This is a genomic window from Pseudomonas sp. UBA6310, assembly GCF_002438225.1.
GTDB lineage: Bacteria > Pseudomonadota > Gammaproteobacteria > Pseudomonadales > Pseudomonadaceae > Pseudomonas_O > Pseudomonas_O kuykendallii.
In genome coordinates, this window is record NZ_DJTK01000021.1 from 1 (window position 1) to 19,158 (window position 19,158).

Annotated in this window: 16 protein-coding genes; 9 read left to right on the top strand and 7 right to left on the bottom strand. The window is 66.1% G+C overall.

The features are described 5' to 3' along the window. Positions 1–31: 31 nt before the first annotated feature. The 6 genes from B3E91_RS03940 to urtA all read right to left on the bottom strand — a co-directional run bounded on the left by B3E91_RS03940 (position 32) and on the right by urtA (position 6,303). Positions 32–550, bottom strand: coding sequence for a Rho termination factor N-terminal domain-containing protein (locus tag B3E91_RS03940; RefSeq protein WP_287028466.1), 519 nt, complete (start codon positions 548–550; stop codon positions 32–34). A 173-nt stretch (positions 551–723) separates the two neighbouring features. After that, on the bottom strand, positions 724–1,413 hold the full coding sequence (urtE, locus tag B3E91_RS03945) for an urea ABC transporter ATP-binding subunit UrtE (protein ID WP_273234889.1): 690 nt from the start codon (positions 1,411–1,413) through the stop codon (positions 724–726). Between the two features lie 349 nt (positions 1,414–1,762). Then, complete coding sequence (gene urtD / locus B3E91_RS03950) at positions 1,763–2,524, bottom strand: urea ABC transporter ATP-binding protein UrtD (protein WP_287028467.1); 762 nt, start codon at positions 2,522–2,524, stop codon at positions 1,763–1,765. Then, on the bottom strand, positions 2,521–3,705 hold the full coding sequence (urtC, locus tag B3E91_RS03955; RefSeq protein ID WP_287028468.1) for an urea ABC transporter permease subunit UrtC: 1,185 nt from the start codon (positions 3,703–3,705) through the stop codon (positions 2,521–2,523). The genes urtD and urtC overlap by 4 nt, the downstream gene beginning before the upstream one ends. Positions 3,706–3,868: 163 nt before the next feature. Continuing rightward, the gene (urtB, locus tag B3E91_RS03960) at positions 3,869–4,786 is read right to left on the bottom strand and encodes an urea ABC transporter permease subunit UrtB (RefSeq protein ID WP_273234893.1); all 918 of its coding nucleotides are present in this window, start codon (positions 4,784–4,786) and stop codon (positions 3,869–3,871) included. 272 nt (positions 4,787–5,058) lie between these two features. Further along, a complete protein-coding gene (gene urtA / locus B3E91_RS03965; protein ID WP_090223963.1) occupies positions 5,059–6,303 on the bottom strand; it encodes an urea ABC transporter substrate-binding protein in 1,245 nt (414 codons plus the stop codon). A gap of 549 nt (positions 6,304–6,852) precedes the next feature. On the opposite strand from urtA, the gene B3E91_RS03970 reads away from it, so the two are divergent. Both B3E91_RS03970 and B3E91_RS03975 read left to right on the top strand, forming a co-directional pair. Then, positions 6,853–10,269: a hybrid sensor histidine kinase/response regulator gene (locus tag B3E91_RS03970; protein WP_287028469.1), complete on the top strand. Its 3,417-nt coding sequence runs from the start codon at positions 6,853–6,855 to the stop codon at positions 10,267–10,269. 46 nt (positions 10,270–10,315) lie between these two features. Continuing rightward, the gene (locus B3E91_RS03975; protein WP_090225164.1) at positions 10,316–10,966 is read left to right on the top strand and encodes a response regulator; all 651 of its coding nucleotides are present in this window, start codon (positions 10,316–10,318) and stop codon (positions 10,964–10,966) included. An 18-nt stretch (positions 10,967–10,984) separates the two neighbouring features. Here the strand turns inward: B3E91_RS03975 and B3E91_RS03980 are convergent, their stop codons facing one another. Next, positions 10,985–11,752, bottom strand: coding sequence for a substrate-binding periplasmic protein (locus tag B3E91_RS03980; protein WP_287028470.1), 768 nt, complete (start codon positions 11,750–11,752; stop codon positions 10,985–10,987). Between the two features lie 169 nt (positions 11,753–11,921). Here B3E91_RS03980 and B3E91_RS03985 point away from each other — a divergent pair, with 169 nt between their 5' ends. The 7 genes from B3E91_RS03985 to B3E91_RS04015 all read left to right on the top strand — a co-directional run. Next, positions 11,922–13,100 (top strand): NAD(P)/FAD-dependent oxidoreductase, encoded by a 1,179-nt coding sequence (locus B3E91_RS03985; protein WP_287028471.1) that lies wholly within the window; start codon positions 11,922–11,924, stop codon positions 13,098–13,100. Positions 13,101–13,183: 83 nt separating this feature from the next. After that, a complete protein-coding gene (yccS, locus tag B3E91_RS03990) occupies positions 13,184–15,358 on the top strand; it encodes a YccS family putative transporter (RefSeq protein ID WP_287028472.1) in 2,175 nt (724 codons plus the stop codon). Between the two features lie 140 nt (positions 15,359–15,498). Continuing rightward, positions 15,499–16,338, top strand: coding sequence for an STAS domain-containing protein (locus tag B3E91_RS03995; protein WP_282338628.1), 840 nt, complete (start codon positions 15,499–15,501; stop codon positions 16,336–16,338). Between the two features lie 8 nt (positions 16,339–16,346). Further along, a complete protein-coding gene (locus tag B3E91_RS04000; RefSeq protein WP_090225166.1) occupies positions 16,347–16,766 on the top strand; it encodes an STAS domain-containing protein in 420 nt (139 codons plus the stop codon). Beyond that, positions 16,726–17,124, top strand: coding sequence for an ATP-binding protein (locus B3E91_RS04005; protein WP_090223973.1), 399 nt, complete (start codon positions 16,726–16,728; stop codon positions 17,122–17,124). The genes B3E91_RS04000 and B3E91_RS04005 overlap by 41 nt, the downstream gene beginning before the upstream one ends. Next, the gene (locus tag B3E91_RS04010) at positions 17,115–18,098 is read left to right on the top strand and encodes an ATP-binding SpoIIE family protein phosphatase (RefSeq protein WP_390896962.1); all 984 of its coding nucleotides are present in this window, start codon (positions 17,115–17,117) and stop codon (positions 18,096–18,098) included. Before B3E91_RS04005 ends, B3E91_RS04010 begins: the two co-directional genes overlap by 10 nt. Next, positions 18,091–19,158 (top strand): histidine kinase dimerization/phospho-acceptor domain-containing protein (locus B3E91_RS04015; protein ID WP_287028474.1); only part of this gene is annotated, 1,068 nt, incomplete at its 3' end. The genes B3E91_RS04010 and B3E91_RS04015, both read left to right, overlap by 8 nt.

Here is a 19,158-nt window from a genome sequence, read left to right on the forward strand (position 1 = left end):
CGGGGCCGCAAAGCCGCGCGGCATGCGGCGTTCAGGCCTCGCCGGCGCGCTTCAGCGCCTCGATCAGATCGACCTTGTTCATCCGCGAACGGCCGGCGATGTTGCGCTCGGCGGCGCGCCTGAGCAGCTCGGGTTTGGCCAGGCGGCCCAGCGACGGCTCGCGCTCGGCGGCGGTCTTGCGCGCAATGTCTTCCGGCTGCGCGGAATGCTGCTGGCCGCGACGACTGTCGGCGCGTTTCTTGCGCGAGGTGCGCGCGTATTCGGCGCGGCTCAGCGACTCGCGGGCACGCTCGGGCAGGTAGCGCTCGCCGGTTTCACCGGACGGCTTGCCCGAGCGCGTGCCCCAGTCCTCCTCGGTCCATTGCGCCAGGGCATTGTCAGCCGGCTTGTCGCCGACGTAACCGCCACCCTCGCGCTGGTATTCGTGCACCGCCAGCTGCGCCTTGCGCGCGGACCATTGGCCGGGCTTGCCACCCTTGTCGCCGGCGGTGACACGCTGCTTGACGGTTTCCCACAGCGCCGGATCGGTTTTCTTCGCGGTGCCGGACATGGCGCTTTCCTCCACGCTCTACCTGTGAAGGAAAGACCCCTGCGCCCCGCGCGACGTTCTGCGCCCGGGACGAGCGGGTGTCGGCGCGCCCATCGGCCCGATACGCCAGGCGAAAACACCTGGAGAAGGGAAACCCGGACGCCCCTGGATCGCGCCGCCGGTCGCGAACGGTCTCAGACCGAGAGGTAGCGGCTGATGGTCTGCTCATCCACCTTGTCGCGGGTTTCCTCGACGACGAACTTGCCCTTCTCGATCACCAGGAAGCGGTCGGCGATCTCCATGGTGAAGGACAGCACCTGCTCGGAGACGACGATGGTCAGGTCGCGCAGGTTGCGGATCTCCTTCAGCTTGTGGGCGATGTCCTTGATGATCGACGGCTGGATGCCCTCGGTGGGTTCGTCGAGCAGCAGCACCTTGGGGTTGGTGGCCAGCGCACGGGCGATGGCCAGCTGTTGCTGCTGGCCGCCGGAGAGGTTGCCGCCCTTGCGCGAACGCATCTCGTGGAGCACCGGGAACAGCGCGTAGAGGTCGTCCGGCACCTTGCCCCTGGCCGACGCCGGCAGGCCGGTCTGGATGTTTTCCAGCACGCTCATGTGCGAGAAGATCATCCGCCCCTGCGGCACGTAGGCGATGCCGCGCTCGACGCGCTGGTGGGTTTCCAGCGCGGAGATGTCGGCCCCGTCGACACTGATCTGCCCGCCCCATTGCGGCAGCACGCCCATCAGACTCTTGAACAGGGTGGTCTTGCCCATGCCGTTGCGGCCCATGACCGCGACGATCTCTTTTTTCGCCACGTTCAGGTTCAGCTCGTGAAGGATCTGGCTCTGGCCATAGCCGGAGACGAGGTTGGAAATGGTGAACATAGGATTGCCTCCTGTTCGAAATCCATGGAACCGCGCCCTCTCCCCCGGCCCCTCTCCCGCGAGCGGGAGAGGGGAGACAAGCGGCGCGGTATCTGTCCGATCCCTTCTCCCGAAGGAGGGAGAAGGGAGCCAAGCGGTGCGCGGTGTCTGTCCGATCCCCTCTCCCGAACGCGGGAGAAGGGAGCCAAGCGGTGCGCGGTCTCGGCTGCCCAATTCCCTCTCCCGCTTGCGGGAGAGGGTGCCCGAAGGGCGGGAGAGGGCTGGCTACGCGCACCGAGTCGCCTGCTTCCCTCTCCCCTACGCGTGACGCCCCACCCTCTCTCGTGAACGGCAGGCGGGAGAAAACGCCTCAATGCCCCAGATACACCTCGATCACCTTCGGGTTGCTCTGCACGGATTCCATGCTGCCCTCGGCCAGCACCTTGCCCTGGTGCAGCACGGTGACCTTGTGGGCGATGCTCTTGACGAACTCCATGTCGTGCTCGATGACCAGCACCGAACGCCCCTGGCTGATGCGGTTGAGTAGCTCGGCGGTCTGCACGCGCTCGCTGACGCTCATGCCGGCCACCGGCTCGTCGAGCATCAGCAGCTCCGGGCCCTGCATCAGCAGCATGCCGATCTCCAGCCACTGCTTCTGCCCGTGGGAGAGCAGGTCGGCCTGCTTGTCGAGGAAGTCGCTGAGGAAGATTTCCCCGGCGACTTCCTCGACCCGCGCGATGACCTCGGGCGAGCGCTTGAAGAACAACGCGCCGAACACCTTGCGCCCGCTCGGGTAGGACATTTCCAGGTTCTCGAACACCGTCAGGTTCTCGTAGATCGACGGGTTCTGGAACTTGCGCCCGACCCCGGCGCGGACGATGTCGAACTCCTTCATCCTGGTCAGCTCGCGGCCGTCGAACTCGATGCTGCCGGAGGTCGCCTTGGTCTTGCCGCAGATGAGGTCGAGCACGGTGGTCTTGCCGGCGCCGTTGGGGCCGATAACCACGTGCACTTCGTTGCGGTCGACGTAGAGGTTGAGGTCGTTGACCGCCTTGAAGCCGTCGAAGGACACGGTCAGCCCCTCGATGGCGAGGACCGGTTTGGCGGCCTGGAATCCTGCTGGGCTGTTCATGGCGCGGTCTCCAGTTCACGGGCGGGCGAGGCGGCGGGCGGCTTGGCGGCGAACACGCGCACCTTGGGCGGCGGCACACCGAACAGTTGCTTGCCGAGCGGAAAGCGCGCGACCCACTTGCGCCCGTGGCTTTCCCAGAGGCCGGCGATGCCGTTGGGGAAGTACATGACCACGACGATGAACAGGCCGCCCATCAGGTACAGCCACAGCTCGGGGAAGCTCTCGGAGAAGTAGGTCTTGCCGAAGCTCACCAGCAGCGTGCCGTACACCGCGCCGAGCAGCGACATGCGCCCGCCCACCGCGGCGAAGATGACCATCTCGATCGACGGCACGATGCCGACGAAGCTCGGCGACATGAAGCCGACCTGCAGGGCGAACATCGCCCCGCCGATGGCCGAGAAGGCGGCCGCCAGGCAGAACACGAAGATCTTGAAGCTGGCCACGTCGTAGCCGGAGAAGCGCACGCGTTCCTCCTTGTCGCGCATCGCCATCAGCAGGCGGCCGAGCTTGGAGGTCAGCACGAAGCGGCCGATGAGGATGCAGCCCAGCAGCAGGAAGGCGTTGACGAAGTAGAGGATGACCTTCGCCGAGTTGTCGCGGATGTCCCAGCCGAGCAGGGTCTTCAGGTCGGTGATGCCGTTGACGCCGCCGGTGAGGCCCTGCTGGCCGATGATCAGGATGGTCAGGATCGCCGCGATGGCCTGGGTGACGATGGAGAAGTACACGTCGCCGACGCGGCGCTTGAACATGGCGATGCCGATGATCAGCGCCAGCAGTGCGGGCACCGTGACCACCGCGACCAGGGTAAAGCCGAAGCTGTGGAACGGCTGCCACATCATCGGCAGCTCGGTCAGCTGGTTCCAGTCCATGAAATCCGGGATGCCGGGGGTGGACTGGATCTTGGTGCTCTCCGGGTCGGACGCCTCCAGCTTGAGGAACATCGCCATGCAGTAGCCGCCGACACCGAAGAAGATGCCCTGGCCGAGGCTGAGGATGCCGCCATAGCCCCAGCACAGCACCAGGCCGACGGCGACGAAGGCGTAGGTCAGGTATTTGCCGACCATGTTCAGGCGGAAGGTGTCCAGCGCCAGCGGGAACACCACCAGGATCAGCGCGGCCAGCACCAGCAGGCCGATGGCCCCCTGTTTGCCGCCGAGCAGGTTTTCGTAGGCGTTTTTCATCAGCAAATCTCCCGGCGGACAAAAAGTCGCTTTGAACCGTAGCGAGCAGCTCCAGCTGCAAGAAGCCCGGAGCGCAGTGACGAAGGCGTACATCGAGTACGTTGAGGAAACGAGCACCGCGCGACGCCGCAGATGGAGCGCGCAGTAGGTTGAAAGCGACTTTTCACTTCCGGACCTTTATCGAGAACAGCCCCTGCGGGCGCAGCATCAGGATCAGGATCACCGCCGACAGGGTCAGCACCTTGGCCATCGAGCCGGAGAGGAAGAACTCCATGATCGATTGCGCCTGGGCGATGGTGAACGCCGAGGCGATGGTGCCGATCAGGCTGGCGGCGCCGCCGAAGACCACGGTGAGGAAGGTGTCGACGATATACAGCGAACCGGCCGTCGGCCCGGTGGAGCCGATGGTGGTGAAGGCCGCGCCGGCGACTCCGGCGACGCCGCAGCCGAGGGCGAAGGTCATGCGGTCGACCTTGCGGGTGTTGATCCCCACCGCGCGGCTCATCACCCGGTTCTGCATGGTGGCGCGCACGTGGAGGCCCCAGCGCGAGCGGTACAGCATGATGAAGATGGTCGCGGTGCAGAGCACCGTCAGGCCCATGACGAACAGGCCGTTCTTCGGAATGTCGATGGCCTCGGTGGGGTTCCACGAACCCATGATCCATTCCGGCATTTCCGCGCCGACTTCACGCGCGCCGAAGATCGAGCGGAACGCCTGCTGCATCACCAGGGACAGGCCCCAGGTCGCCAGCAGGGTGTCCAGCGGACGGTGGTAGAGCTTGCTGATCATCGCCCACTCCACCAGCCAGCCCAGGGCGCCGGCGATGAAGAACGAAGCGATGATGGCGAAGAAGAAGTAGTACGGCTGCATCGCCGGTACGTAGTGCAGGGTCAGCGTCGAGATCACGTAGGTGGTGTACGCGCCGACGGTGAGGAACTCGCCGTGGGCCATGTTGATCACGCCCATCTGGCCGAAGATGATCGCCAGGCCGAGTGCCATCAGCAGCAGCACGCAGAACACCGACAAGCCGTTGAAGCCCTGCATGACGGCGATGGCGCCGAAGTCGGATAGCCACTCCATGATTGGTCTCCTGGGTGGGGTGGTGGAATTCTTGGCGGAGCCGTCCTCCCTCTCCCCGGGCCTCTCCCCAAGGGGAGAGGGGGTGGAAAGTGCAAGGACGACACCTGTGTGGAAGCCATCGCCCTCGTCATCGATGCGCGCCAATCGCTCCCTACAGAGGGTCGGTAGGACGCACCAGGTAACGCGCTACGCCAATCGGTCCCCTCGCCCCGGCGGGGAGAGGGTTAGGGAGAGGGGGCGGACTCGCCAGGAGCCCCCCCCCCCTCGACCGGTCACTGATAGCCTTTGGGGAACGGGTTCGGCTCGATCAGCTCGGACTCGTGGACCACCTTGAAGGTACCGTCGGCCTGGATTTCGGCGATGCGCGCCTTGCTCCACAGGTGATGGTTCTCGTGGACCTTCACGTAGCCTTCCGGCGCGGTGGTCAGCTCGATGCCGGGCGATGCCGCGACCACCTTGTCGACGTCGAAGCTGCCGGCCTTCTCGACCGCCGCCTTCCACAGCCATGGGCCGAGGTAGCCGGCCTGGGTCACGTCGCCGATGACCGAGTCCTTGCCGTACTTGGCCTTGAATTCCTCAACGAATTTCTTGTTGTTGGGGTTATCCAGGGTCTGGAAGTACTTCATCGAGGAGTAGAAGCCCTTCATGTTCTCGCCGCCGATGCCGAGCATTTCATCCTCGGTGACGGAGATGGTCAGCAGGGTCTGCTTGTCGCTGGTGATACCTGCGGCCTTCAGTTGCTTGTAGAAGGCCACGTTGGAACCGCCGACCACGGCGGCGAACACCACGTCGGGTTTCTTCAGCTTGATCTTGTTGGTCAGCGAGCCGAACTGGGTGTTGCCCAGCGGGTAATATTCTTCGCCGACGACCTTGCCGCCGAGCACGTTCTCGATGTGCTTGCGCGCGATCTTCATCGAGGTACGCGGCCAGATGTAGTCGGAGCCGAGCAGATAGAAGGTCTTGGCGCCCTTCTCCTTGGCGATCCAGTCGAGGCTGGCGAGGATCTGCTGGGTCGCTTCCTGGCCGGTGTAGATGACGTTCTTGGATTGCTCGAGGCCTTCGTAGAACGTCGGGTAGTAGAGCAGCCCGTTGTCCTTCTCGAAGATCGGCAGCACGGCCTTGCGCGAGGCGGAGGTCCAGCAGCCGAACACGGCGGCGACCTTGTCGCTCTCCAGCAGCTTCTTGGCCTTCTCGGCGAAGGTCGGCCAGTCGGACGCGCCGTCTTCCTGAACCACCTTGATCTGCCGGCCGAGGATGCCGCCCGAGGCGTTGATCTGGTCGATGGCCAGGCGTTCGGCCTGGATGGAACCGGTTTCCGAGATCGCCATGGTGCCGGTCGCCGAGTGCAGCTGGCCGACGGTCACGGTGGTGTCGGTGACCGCCAGGCCGGTGGTGTTGGCATCGTCGGCCTGCGCCATCTGGCCGAATACGCTGGCGGCCAGCAGCGAGATCGCCGCGGCGCCCAGCGCCAGCCGCCGGGGAAGGTGGCGTGTGGCTCCCGTGAGTCTTGATTCCATCGTCTTGCTCCTCTGGTGGTTGGCGCGATCGGCTCGCCTTGCGGGTGCCGGTCTCGGTTCGGGGCAAGAATGCGTTTGCGACGCGAACGGGGGGTATACGCAGATTGACGTAAGCGCATACGTCATCTGACGTACAGGCGCAGCGCTCTGCTTCGGGCATCCTGAGCCCCGCCACGCGCGCAGGCGTCCCGCCTCCTGTAGGCGGATTCCGGTGCGCGCGGCGCACCCTACGGCCACACGCTTCACGGGCATTCGTAGGGTGCGCCATGCGCACCAAGGGACCGCCGGATTCCTCGGCGCAGGAAAAAACCGGTGCGCGCGGCGCACCCTACGGCAACACGCTTCACGGAGCATTCGTAGGGTGCGCCATGCGCACCAAGGGACCGCCGGATTCCACGGCGCAGGGAACACCCCCGGTGCGCGGCGCCCCACGGCCACGCTTCACGCGGCACTCGTAGGGTGCGCCATGCGCACCGCAGAACCGCCCGACGGGTCACGCCGGGGCATGGAAGTTGCTGTCGAGAACCACCGCCAATCAGGAGCGCGCCCGTGCAGCCCACCGGCACACAACGCATCGCCAAGATCCGCCGCGACTACAACAGCTGGGTCGCCGACGAGACGCTGGAAGACTACGCGCTGCGCTTCACGCCGAAGTCGTTCCGCAAGTGGTCGGAGTTCCGCATCGCCAACACCGCCCTGGGCGCGGTGTCGTTCCTCGCCCTGGAAGCCATCGGCGGCGCGCTGGCGATCAGCTACGGCTTCAACAACACGCTGTGGGCGATCATCGCCGTGGCCCTGGTGATCTTCCTCACCGGCCTGCCGATCAGCTACTACGCCGCCCGCTACGGCGTGGACATGGACCTGCTGACCCGCGGCGCCGGCTTCGGCTACATCGGCTCGACCATCACCTCGCTGATCTACGCCAGCTTCACCTTCCTGTTCTTCGCCCTCGAGGCGGCGATCATGGCGCTGGCGCTGGAGCTGTACTTCAACATCCCGCTGGCGCTGGCCTATGTGATCTGTTCGATCCTGATCATCCCGCTGGTGACCTACGGCATCACCCTGATCAACCGCCTGCAACTGTGGACGCAACCGGTGTGGATCGTGCTGCTGTTCCTGCCCTACGTGTTCGTCATGCTGAAGAACCCCGAGGCGCTGAACGATCTCACCGGCTTCGTCGGCCGCGAGGGCGAGGCCGGGCGTTTCAACCTGCTGCATTTCGGCGCGGCCTGCACCGTGGCGCTGGCGCTGGTCACGCAGATCGGCGAGCAGGTCGACTACCTGCGCTTCCTGCCGGCCAGGACCCGCGCCAACCGCAAGCGCTGGTGGGCGGCGATGCTGCTGGCCGGGCCGGGATGGATCATCCCCGGCGCGCTGAAGATGTTCGCCGGCGCCTTTCTCGCCTTCCTCGCCCTGCAGCACGAGATTCCCATCGAGCGCGCCGCCGAGCCGACGCAGATGTACCTGGTGGCCTACGGCTACGTGTTCGACTCGCCGCAATGGGCGCTCGGCGCGATGGTGCTGTTCGTCATCGTCTCGCAGGTGAAGATCAACGTGACCAACGCCTACGCCGGCTCGCTGGCCTGGTCGAACTTCTTCGCCCGCGTCACCCACAGCCATCCGGGCCGCGTGGTGTGGCTGGTGTTCAACGTCGCAATCGCGTTGATGCTGATGGAACTGGGCGTGTTCGAGGCCATCGAGCAGGTGCTCGGGCTCTACTCCAACATCGCCATCGCCTGGATCGGCGCGGTGGTCGCCGACCTGGTGATCAACAAGCCGCTGGGGCTCTCGCCCAGGCAGATCGAGTTCAAGCGCGCGCACCTGTACGACATCAACCCGGTCGGCGTTGGCGCCATGCTGATCGCCTCGCTGCTCTCGGTGGCGGCGCACGGCGGCCTGTTCGGCGCCCTCGCCCAGGCCGCGTCGCCGGCCGTGGCGCTGGGCTCGGCGCTGATCGTCGCGCCGCTGATCGCCTGGCTGACCAAGGGCCGCTACTACATCGCCCGGCAGCGCCAGCCGCAGCTGCTCCATCCCTATACGGTCAGGGGCAAGGTGCCCTGCGTGCTCTGCAGCAACGCCTTCGAGGAGCCGGACACCGCCTTCTGCCCGGCCTACGGCGCGCCGATCTGTTCGCTGTGCTGCTCGCTGGACGCCCGCTGCGGCGACCTCTGCAAGCCGCGCGCGCGGCTCTCCGAGCAGTTCGACGACCTGGTCCACTGGATCTTCCCCAACGTCTCCATCCCGCGCCTGCACACCCGACTGGCGCATTACCTCGGCGTGCTGACGGTGATCGTCGCGCTGCTGTCCTGCGCCCTGGCGCTGGTCTACAGCCAGGTTTCCCTGGGCATCGGCGAGGCCTCGCCGGAAGCGATGCAGACGCTCTACCAGGCGTTCCTCAAGGCGTTCCTGGTGCTCACCCTGTTCGCCAGCCTGCTCGCCTGGTGGGTGGTGCTGACCCGCGAGAGCCGCCGCGTCGCGCAGGAGGAGTCGCACCGCCAGACGCAGTTGCTGATGCAGGAGATCGAGGCGCACCGGCGCACCGACGAGGAACTGCAGAAGGCCAAGGAAGCCAGCGAGGCGGCCAACGCGGCGAAGAGCCGCTACGTCACCGGCCTCTCCCACGAGCTGCGCACGCCGCTCAACAGCATCCTCGGCTACACGCAGATCCTGCAGCGCGACGGCGCCATGGCGGACCAGCACAAGGACGCCCTGGCGACCATCTTCCGCAGCGGCTCGCACCTGCTCTCGCTGATCGACGGGCTGCTCGACGTGGCCAAGATCGAGGCCGGCAAGCTGAATCTGGAGCAGGTGGAAATCCCCTTCCCCGAGTTCGTCCGGCAATTGCAGCAGATGATCACCCCGCAGGCCCAGGAGAAGGGCCTGGGCTTTCGCCTCGACGTGCGCGGGCGGCTGCCCAGCGTGGTGCGCGGCGACGACAAGCGCATCCGTCAGATCCTCATCAACCTGCTCGGCAACGCGGTGCGCTTCACCGAGCGCGGCGAGGTCGCCCTCGCCGTCAGCTACCTGCGCGAGACCGCCACCTTCGAGATCATCGACACCGGCATCGGCATCGCGCCGGAACAGATCGAGCGGATCTTCCAGCCCTTCGAGCGTGGCGACCCGCTGCGCCAGGACAACGGCGTCGGCCTCGGCCTGACCATCACCCGCATGCTCACCTCGCTGATGGGCGGCGAACTGTCGGTGACCAGCCGCCCCGGCGAGGGCACGCGCTTCCAGGTGCGCCTGTTCCTGTCCGAGGTGCGCGTGCCGCAGGCGGTGGTGCACGTCGAGCACGACATCGTCGGCTACCAGGGCGAGCGCCGGCTGATCCTGGTGGTCGACGATCACCTGGAACACCGCAAGGTGCTCTCCGGCATGCTCGCGCCGCTGGGCTTCGCCATCGCCGAGGCGAGCAACGGCCAGGAGGCGGTGCGCCAGGTCGCCCTGCTCAACCCGGACCTGATCCTGATGGACCTGTCGATGCCGCTGATGGACGGCTGGGAAACCAGCCGGATGATCCGCCGCAACGTGATGTCGCAGGCGCCGATCATCGTCATCTCGGCCAACGCCTTCACCGACGACCGCGAGCGCAGCGTCGGCGCCGAATGCAGCGACTACCTGGCCAAGCCGGTGCACACCCCCGAGCTACTGGAGAAGATCAAGGCCCAGCTCGGCCTGCAGTGGCTCAAGCGTCCCGCCGAAACGCCCCCCGGCAACGAGCCCTGGCGGCTGCCCAGCGCCCAGGCCCTGGCCGAGCTCAGCGAGCTGGGCGCGCTGGGTTACGTGAAAGGCATCGTCGAACGCCTCGACGCACTGGAGGGTACGGAACCGGAAGCCGCCGCCTTCGTCGCCGGCATGCGCCAACTGGTCAAGCGCTTCCAGCTCAACGAATTCAACCGCCTGCTCAAGGACGCCCAGAGCCGGCGCCGTTCCGTGCCCGAACAGGAGATCGCCCGTCGTGATTGATTCACCCCAGCCGTCCGCCCCATCCACCGCCAAGGCCCTCCGGCCGGTGCACGAGCAGGGCGTTGTCCTGATCGTCGACGACGTCCCGGACAACCTCGCCCTGCTTTCCGACGCCCTCGACGAGGCCGGCTACATGGTGCTGGTCGCCCTCGACGGCGCCAGCGCGCTGGAACGCATGCAGCGCCGCCGCCCGGACGTGATCCTGCTGGACGCGATGATGCCCGGCATGGACGGCTTCGAGACCTGCCGGCGAATCAAGGCGCAGGCCGGCATCGCGGATATCCCGGTGCTGTTCATGACCGCGCTGACCGACAGCGAGCACGTCGTCGAAGGCTTCGCCGCCGGCGGCATCGACTACGTGACCAAGCCGATCCGCCCGGACGAGGTGCTCGCCCGCGTCGCCGCCCACCTGCGCACCGCGCGCACCCTGCAGACGGCGCGCAACGCTCCGGGCGCCACCCCGAGCCTGGACGACGAACAGGTCCGCGAAGCCCTCGCGGCACGCTTCCAGCTCACCGGCCGCGAAGTCGAAGTGCTGCACTGGGTCGCCTGCGGCAAGACCAACCGCGATATCGGCGACATCCTCGGCCTCAGCCCGCGCACGGTGAACAAGCACCTGGAACACGTCTACGTGAAGCTCGGCGTGGAAACCCGCACCGCCGCGGCGGCCGTGGCGATGGCGGCGGGCGGGCGCTAGTGCTGCGCGGCGCCGGACTCAGCGCAGCTGGTGCCGGTCGATCAGCCGTTCGTAGCTGCCGTCGTCCTTCATCTCCTCGATCGCGCGGTCGAAACCTTCGATGATCTCGGCGTAGTTCTCCAGGCTGCGCCGCACGAGGATGTGCAGGCCATTCTCGGACAATGGCGGGGAAAGGAACTCCAGCCCCGCGCGCAGGCTGCGCAGCGAGCGACTGAAATGAAAGCCGGCGGCGTACTCGTCCTCCACGGCCAAGTCGACGCGGCCGGCGGCGAGCATGTTGGCGGCGACCTCGAAGCTGCGCACGGGAACCCGCTTGAGCTTCTCGTCGGTGTCGAAGGCGGGGTCGTAGGCGTAGTCGCGCACCACCGCGATGCTGTAGGGATACAGGTCCTGGATTCGCTGGAAGCTGATGTCGCTGCCCTTGCGCTCGAGCAGGCGCACCCGGTTCGACAGGTAGGGCGCGGAAAACGCCCCGTAGGCGGCGCGCTCCTCGCTGTACCAGGCGCTGATGACGACGTCGTACTGGTCCTGCTGGAGGCCGCGGATCGCCCGCGCCCAGGGCACCTCGACGTACTCGCTGTCGTAGCCGGCGCGCCGCAGCGCGGTGCTCACCAGGTCGGAAGCCAGCCCATTGTTTAGCAGCCGGTGGTCGGTATAGGGCGCCCAGGCATTGGCCACCAGGCGCAACGGATCGGCGGGCGCCAGCCCTGCGCACAAGAGGCTGCCGAGAAGCAGCGTGGCTCTGAAAGCCCTGAACGGCCACTGGTCCGCGAGGCACTGCTTCATCGACACATGATCCCTGTTGGAACGACTTCGTGATCGTGCGGGTAACCGCTGGCAATTTTCTTCGCAAGAAGCAGGCCACGCCGCAGGGCATTCGGCGGCAACCGGGCATCGGTTACCATGCGCGGCCGCAGGCTCGCTTCCGGCCTGGCTTGTACGTGGAGATCGACGGGTGCGCAATACCGATGTGGTGATCATAGGTGCCGGCGCCGCCGGCCTGATGTGTGCGCTGACCGCAGGCGCGCGTGGCCGGCGTGTGCTGTTGCTCGACCATGCGAACAAGGCTGGGAAGAAAATTCTCATGTCCGGCGGCGGCCGCTGCAATTTCACCAATCTCTACAGCGAGCCGGGAAATTTCCTCTCGCGCAACCCGCACTTCTGCAAATCGGCGCTGGCGCGCTACACCCAGTGGGATTTCATCGCCCTGGTGGAAGCCCACAAGGTGCCCTACCACGAGAAGAAACTCGGCCAGCTGTTCTGCGATGACAAGGCCGGCGACATTCTGCAGATGCTCCTCGACGAATGCCGGCAGGCGAACGTCGAGCTGCATCTGGACACGCCGGTGAACGTCATCGAGAAAAGCGAGGGCGGCTATCGGTTGCAGACCGGCATCGGCGAGCTGCAATGCGCCTCGCTGGTGATCGCCACCGGCGGCCTGTCGATACCGACCCTCGGCGCCACTGGCTTCGGCTACCAGGTCGCCCGCCAGTTCGGCCACGAGGTGCTGCCGACCCGCGCCGGCCTGGTGCCCTTCACCATCACCGACAGCCTCAAGGACCTGTGCGGCGAACTCTCCGGCACCTCGCTGGACTGCGCGGTGAGCTGCAACGGCGAACGCTTTCGCGAGAACCTGCTGTTCACCCACCGCGGCCTGAGCGGGCCGGCGATCCTGCAGATCTCCTCCTACTGGGAGCCGGGCGACGTCGTCGAGATCGACCTGCTACCCGACCGCGACGCCGAGGCCTGGCTGCTGGAGGCGCAACGCGCCCACCCGAACCGTGAACTGAAGACGCTGCTCGCCGAGGTGTTCACCAAGAAGATGGCCGGGCTGCTCGCCGAACGCTGGTTCGTGTCCAAGCCGCTGCGCCAGTACACCCCGGCCGAAATCGCCGAGATCGCCGCGCGCCTGGGCGGCTGGCGCCTGGTGCCGTCGGGCACCGAGGGTTATCGCACCGCCGAGGTCACCCTGGGCGGCGTGAGCACCGACGAGGTGTCGTCGAAGACCATGGAATCGCAGCGCTCGCCGGGGCTGTACTTCGTCGGCGAGGTGCTCGACGTCAGCGGCCATCTGGGCGGTTTCAACTTCCAGTGGGCCTGGGCCTCGGGACACGCCGCTGGGGAGTGCGTCTGAGCCGGCGAAGAAATCCGCCGAACGCGTGGCTTTAATTCGTTTTCGCTAGTCTGATGCCTACCCAACGGAGACCGAACCGAACCATGCCCCGATCCTCCCTCAGCCACACCCTGCGCCGCCTCTGGGGGCGCGACAAGTTCGCCTTCAGCCTGAGGGTGCTGATCGCGCTGACCGGCGCCATGGCGCTGTGCTGGTACGAGGAACGCCTGGAGCTGGTGATCCCGCTGTTCCTCGGGGTGATCGCCAGCGCCCTGGCGGAAACCGACGACAACTGGTTCGGCCGCCTCAAGGCACTGGCGGTGACGCTGGTCTGCTTCGCCATCGCCGCCAGCTCGGTGGAACTGCTGTTCCCCTACCCCTGGCTGTTCGTCTCCGGGCTGGCGCTGTCGACCTTCGGCATGACCCTGCTCGGCGCGCTGAGCGCACGCTACGCGACCATCGCCCAGGCCACGCTGATCCTGTCCATCTACACCATGATCGGCGTCGACCAGCGCGGCGGCAACGCCGGCAGTTTCTGGCACGAACCGCTGCTGCTGATCGCCGGCGCCACCTGGTACGGCCTGCTCTCGGTGGCGTGGAACGCGGTGTTCTCCAACCAGCCGGTGCAGATCGGCCTGGCCGTGCTGTTCCGCGAGCTCGGTCTCTACCTCAAGCTGAAGGCGTCGCTGCTGGAGCCGCTGCGCCAGCTCGACCTGGAGGAGCGGCGCCTGGAACTGGCCAAGCAGAACGGCAAGGTGGTGAGCGCGCTGAACCAGGCCAAGGAAATCCTCCTGCACCGCCTCGGCGGCCGGCCGGGACCGAAGGTGAAGCGCTACCTGCGTCTTTATTTCACCGCCCAGGACATCCACGAGCGCGCCAGTTCCTCGCACTACCCGTACAACGCGCTGACCGAGGCGTTCTTCCACAGCGACGTGCTGTTCCGCTGCCAGCGCCTGCTGCATCAGCAAGGCTCGGCGTGCCAGGCGCTGGGCCGCGCGATCCAGTTGCGCCAGCCGTTCGAGCACGGTGAAAGCCAGCAGGCGCTGAGCGACCTGCAGGCCTCGCTGGACTACCTGCGCGCGCAGAACAATCCGACCTGGCGCAGCCTGCTGCGCTCGCTCGGGGCGCTGGCGGCCAACCTCGGCACGCTGGAGAAGAAGCTGGCTGACGCGAGCAACCCGGATGCGCCGCTGGATGAGCAGGACAGCACGTTGTTCGACCGTTCGCCGCGCTCCTTCAAGGACGCCGCCGAACGCATCCGCCAGCAGTTCACGCCGACCTCGCTGGTGTTCCGCCACGCGCTGCGCATGGCCATCGCGCTGGTCGCCGGCTACGCCATGCTGCACTGGATCCACCCCAGCCAGGGCTACTGGATCCTGCTCACAACGGTATTCGTCTGCCAGCCGAACTACGGCGCCACCCGCGTGCGCCTGGTGCAGCGGATCCTCGGCACCATCGCCGGGCTGGTCGGCGGCTGGGCGCTGATCACGCTGTTCCCCAACGCCCTGATCCAGTCGTTCCTGGCGGTGATCGCCGGGGTGCTGTTCGCCGCCACGCGCAGTTCGCGCTACACCCTGGCGACCGCCGCGATGACCCTGCTGGTGCTGCTCTGCTTCAACCAGATCGGCGATGGCTACGGGCTGATCTGGCCGCGCCTGTTCGATACCCTGGTCGGCAGCCTGATCGCCGGCGCGGCGGTGTTCCTGATCCTGCCGGACTGGCAGGGCCGGCGCCTGAACCGGATGATCGGCACCGCGCTGAGCAGCAATGCGCGTTACCTGCGCCAACTGATGCAGCAGTACCGCAGCGGCAAGCGCGACGACCTCGAGTACCGCATCGCCCGGCGCAACGCGCACAACGCCGATGCCGCGCTGTCGAGCACACTGTCGAACATGCTCATGGAGCCCGGCCATTTCCGTAAGGACGCCGAGCTGGGTTTCCGCTTCCTGCTGTTCAGCCACACGCTGCTCAGTTACCTCTCGGCCCTCGGCGCGCACCGCGGCAGTCTGCCCCAGGAGCTCTACGACGAACTGATCGAAAGCGCCTCGGTGCGTATCGCCGTCAGCCTCGACCAGCTGGCCACCGCCCTGACCGAGCAGCGCAGCGTCGCCGTGCACGACGAGGAAGAAGAAGCGCTGGCCGCCCAGCTCGAACAATCCCCCGACGAACAGCACGACGTGCAGCGCCTGGTGAAAACCCAGCTGGCGCTGATCTGCCGCCAACTGGCGCCCCTGCGCACGCTCTCGGCGCATCTGCTGAAACCCGCCAAAGCCAATTGAGGGTGGTTCTCAGCCGCTGCGCGGCGAGAGAATTCCTCGACACTGCATGCTATTGTCCTCCACCGAAACCGGGTCTTGAGCCCGGTTTTTAATGGAAGAAGCGCACGCGCCTGCCGCGGCCCCAGACCTGCGAGGACCCCATGTCAGTACCAGTGATTGCCGAACTACTGAAAAAACACGAAAGCGAGCTCCTTCAGGAGTGGATCGTGAGCCAGCGCGCCGCCGGTTTCCGCACCGACCTGATCGATGAAGGCACCGTACAGAACAACTCGCGCGAGCTGCTCAAGCTACTCAGCATCGCCGCGCTCAGCGGCATCGATGACCTCGGCAGCGCCGAGTGGAAGCCGGTGCGCAACATGATCGAGGCGCTGTCGCGCACGCAGAGCCGGCAAGGTTTCAGCCCCAGCGAAACCGCCACCTTCGTGTTCTCGCTCAAGGAGCCGCTGTTCGCCAAGATCCAGGCGAGCTGCGCCGATCCGGCAAGCGAAATGCTCAAGGCCAGCCAGTTGCTCGACAAGCTCGGCCTGTACAGCATGGAGAGCTACATGACCGGCCGCGAGTCGGTGATCCGCGAGCAGCAGGAGAGCATGCTCGAGCTGTCCACCCCGGTCGTCGAGCTGTGGAAAGGCGTGCTGGCGATCCCGCTGATCGGCTCGCTGGACAGCAACCGCACGCAGATCGTGATGGAAGCGCTGCTGGAAAAGATCGTCCAGACCGAATCCGAAATCGCCATCATCGACATCACCGGCGTGCCGACCGTCGACACCATGGTCGCCCAGCACCTGCTCAAGACCGTCACCGCCGCAAAGCTGATGGGCGCCCGCTGCATCATCAGCGGTATCCGTCCGCAGATCGCCGCGACCATCGTCCACCTGGGCGTGGAGCTGGGCGACGTGATCACCAAGTCGTCCCTGGCGGATGCGTTCTCCGTCGCGCTGAAAGAGCTCGATATACGTCTGGTCAAAGGCTCGCTGAGGTAAACGCCATGGTGGACAAGATCCCGATTCTGAAAATGGGAAAATTCCTGCTCCTGTCGATCCAGGTCGACATGCACGACCAACTGGCGATGGACCTCCAGGAAGATCTCACGCACCAGATCGTCCTGCACCGCTCCAAGGGCGTGCTGATCGACATTTCCTCGCTGGACATCGTCGACTCGTTCATCGGTCGCATGCTGTCGCACATCGCCCATGTCTCCCGCATCCTCGACGCGAAGATCATCGTCGTCGGCATGCAGCCGGCGGTGGCGATCACCCTGGTCGAGCTGGGCCTGTCGCTGGACGGCATCGCCACGGCATTGAACGTCGAGAAGGGCATGCGTCGCCTGGAACAAATGGTCGAAGACGACCTCAGCCTGGAGCTAGAAAGTGGGGAAGACCGAGATTTTTCCGCTGAAGCAGGAGACTGACATCGTCATCGTCCGACAGCGCGTGCGCAAAGCGGCGGAAGCCGTGCGGCTAGGTCTGGTTTCGCAGACCAAGATCGTCACCGCGGCCAGCGAAATCGCGCGTAACGCGTTGATCTACGGCGGCGGCGGCGAGTGCGTGATCGAAGAGACGACCAAGGACGGGCGCGGCGCCGTTCGCCTGGTGATTTCCGACCAGGGCGAAGGCATCGCGAACCTCGACCGGGCCATGGTCGATGGATACACCTCGGGCAGCGGCATGGGCCTGGGACTCGGCGGCGCCAAGCGCCTGGTCGACCAGTTCGCCATCGAAAGCCAACCCGGGCAAGGCACCCGCATCGAATTATGGAAGTGGCGTTGAACACCGACTGCTGTACCCGCTCGTTCGTGGTCAACGAGGTCGCCCATGTCGACGCGGTGCGCCGCGCGACCATCAGGCAGGCCGAGGCGCAGGGGTTCGACGAGGATGCCCTGGGCCGGATGACCATTGTCATCCAGGAAATGGCCCGCAACCTGGTCAACCACGCCGGCGAAGGCGAGATCCTGCTCAACGGCGACGGCGGCACGCTGGACGTGCTGGCCGTCGACCGCGGACCGGGCATGGTCAACGTTGCCCAGTGCATGGCCGACAGCTACTCCAGCAAGGGCACCATGGGCGCCGGCCTGGGTGCGATCAAGCGCCTCTCGGACAGCTTCGACATCTATTCACAGCCGGGCCAGGGCACCGCGGTGCTGGCACGCTTCCAGCTCGAAAAGTCGCCGCCCTCGGCGCTGATCAGCGGCGCGCTGTGCCTGCCGCACCCCAAGGAAGAGCTCTGCGGCGACGCCTGGGCGATTCGGGACAACCGGGTGATGCTCTGCGACGGCCTCGGTCATGGTCCGCAGGCCAACGAAGCCAGCCAGCGGGCACGCCGGCTGTTCCTCGAGCACGACCCGAAGATCGGCCTGGTCGAACTCATGGAGCGCACCCACCATGCGCTGCAGAGCACTCGTGGCGGCGCCCTGGCGTTCGCCGAGGTGGACGTCGAACAGGGCCAGGTGACCTTCTGCGGCGTGGGCAACATCGCCGGCGCGCTCTACGCGGAACAGTCACGCGGCATGGTTTCTTCGAACGGAACGGTGGGCTACAAGGTCGGAAGGGTACAGACCTTCTCTTACCCCTGGGACGAGCACACTCTGTTGATCATGTCTTCCGATGGCATCACCACCAAATCCAGCCTGAACCCCTACCCCGGCATTCGCGCCCGCCACCCGGCCCTGGTCGCCGGCGCCATCATGCGCGACTTCCGCCGGCTGAACGACGACGCCACGGTGGTGGTGCTTCGTCATGCGTGACGCGCTGCCGATCTCCAGCGTACCCATCCTTTCCGAAATCGACGTGGTGCTCTGTCGTCAGCGCGCCAAGCAGATCGCCGGCTGGGTGGGCATGTCGCAGCTGGAGCAGATTCGCCTGGCCACCGGCGTGTCCGAGCTGGCGCGCAACATCTTCCAGTACGCCAGCCAGGGGAGATTCAATTTCTACCTGCAGCGCGACGCCCGCGGTCAGCTCAACGGCATCGCCTTCGACGCGATAGACCAGGGCAAGGGCATCGCCCGGTTGCAGGAGATCCTCGACGGCAGCTACGTCTCCACCACCGGTATGGGCGTCGGCCTGGTCGGCGCCAAGCGGCTGATGGACGATTTCCAGATCGAGTCCTCGACCAACGGCACGCGGATACGCGCGATCAAGTACATGGGCCAACCCCGACCATTCCCGGACGAGGCGCAGATCGTCGCCTTCCGCCAGCAGCTCAGCGCGGGCGGCGAGCTCGATCCGTACCGGGAACTGCAACTGCAGAGCGAGGACCTGCTGCTCACCAACAACGAGCTTCGCATCCGCCAGCAGGAGCTGGAGGACACCGCCCAGGAGCTGGAAAACACCAACAAGGGCGTAGTGGCGCTGTATTCCGAGCTGGAGAAGACCGCTCAGGAATTGAAGGAGGCCGGCGAATCGAAGAGCCGCTTCTTCTCCAACATGACCCACGAATTCCGCACCCCGATCAACATCATCGAGAACATCTCCAAGCTGCTGGCCAGTGGCGTCGACGGCCAGCTGAACGCCGAACAACTGAAGCAGGTGAAGTTCATCAGCGACGCCGCCGCCGAGCTGGCCAATCTGATCACCGAGCTGCTCGACCTCGCCGAGGTGCAGTCCGGGCGCATCGAGATCGCGCCGACGCGTTTCAGCCTGTTCGCCTTCATGGAGGAGATCGAGACCCTGACGACCTCGCTGGCGATCCGCTATCCGGGCGTCACTCCGCTGATCCAGCTGCCGACCAGCGACGTGAGCCTGAACACCGACCACGGCCGGCTGTTCCAGATCCTGCGCAACCTGATTTCCAACGCGTTCAAGTAC

Excerpts from the sequence above, each read along its gene's own strand:
- urtE (WP_273234889.1), bottom strand. The coding sequence starts at position 1,413 with ATGTTCACCATTTCCAACCTCGTCTCCGGCTATGGCCAGAGCCAGATC.
- B3E91_RS03980 (WP_287028470.1), bottom strand. The coding sequence starts at position 11,752 with ATGAAGCAGTGCCTCGCGGACCAGTGGCCGTTCAGGGCTTTCAGAGCC.
- urtD (WP_287028467.1), bottom strand. The coding sequence starts at position 2,524 with ATGAACAGCCCAGCAGGATTCCAGGCCGCCAAACCGGTCCTCGCCATC.
- B3E91_RS03940 (WP_287028466.1), bottom strand. The coding sequence starts at position 550 with ATGTCCGGCACCGCGAAGAAAACCGATCCGGCGCTGTGGGAAACCGTC.
- yccS (WP_287028472.1), top strand. The coding sequence starts at position 13,184 with ATGCCCCGATCCTCCCTCAGCCACACCCTGCGCCGCCTCTGGGGGCGC.
- urtB (WP_273234893.1), bottom strand. The coding sequence starts at position 4,786 with ATGGAGTGGCTATCCGACTTCGGCGCCATCGCCGTCATGCAGGGCTTC.
- B3E91_RS03995 (WP_282338628.1), top strand. The coding sequence starts at position 15,499 with ATGTCAGTACCAGTGATTGCCGAACTACTGAAAAAACACGAAAGCGAG.
- urtC (WP_287028468.1), bottom strand. The coding sequence starts at position 3,705 with ATGAAAAACGCCTACGAAAACCTGCTCGGCGGCAAACAGGGGGCCATC.
- urtA (WP_090223963.1), bottom strand. The coding sequence starts at position 6,303 with ATGGAATCAAGACTCACGGGAGCCACACGCCACCTTCCCCGGCGGCTG.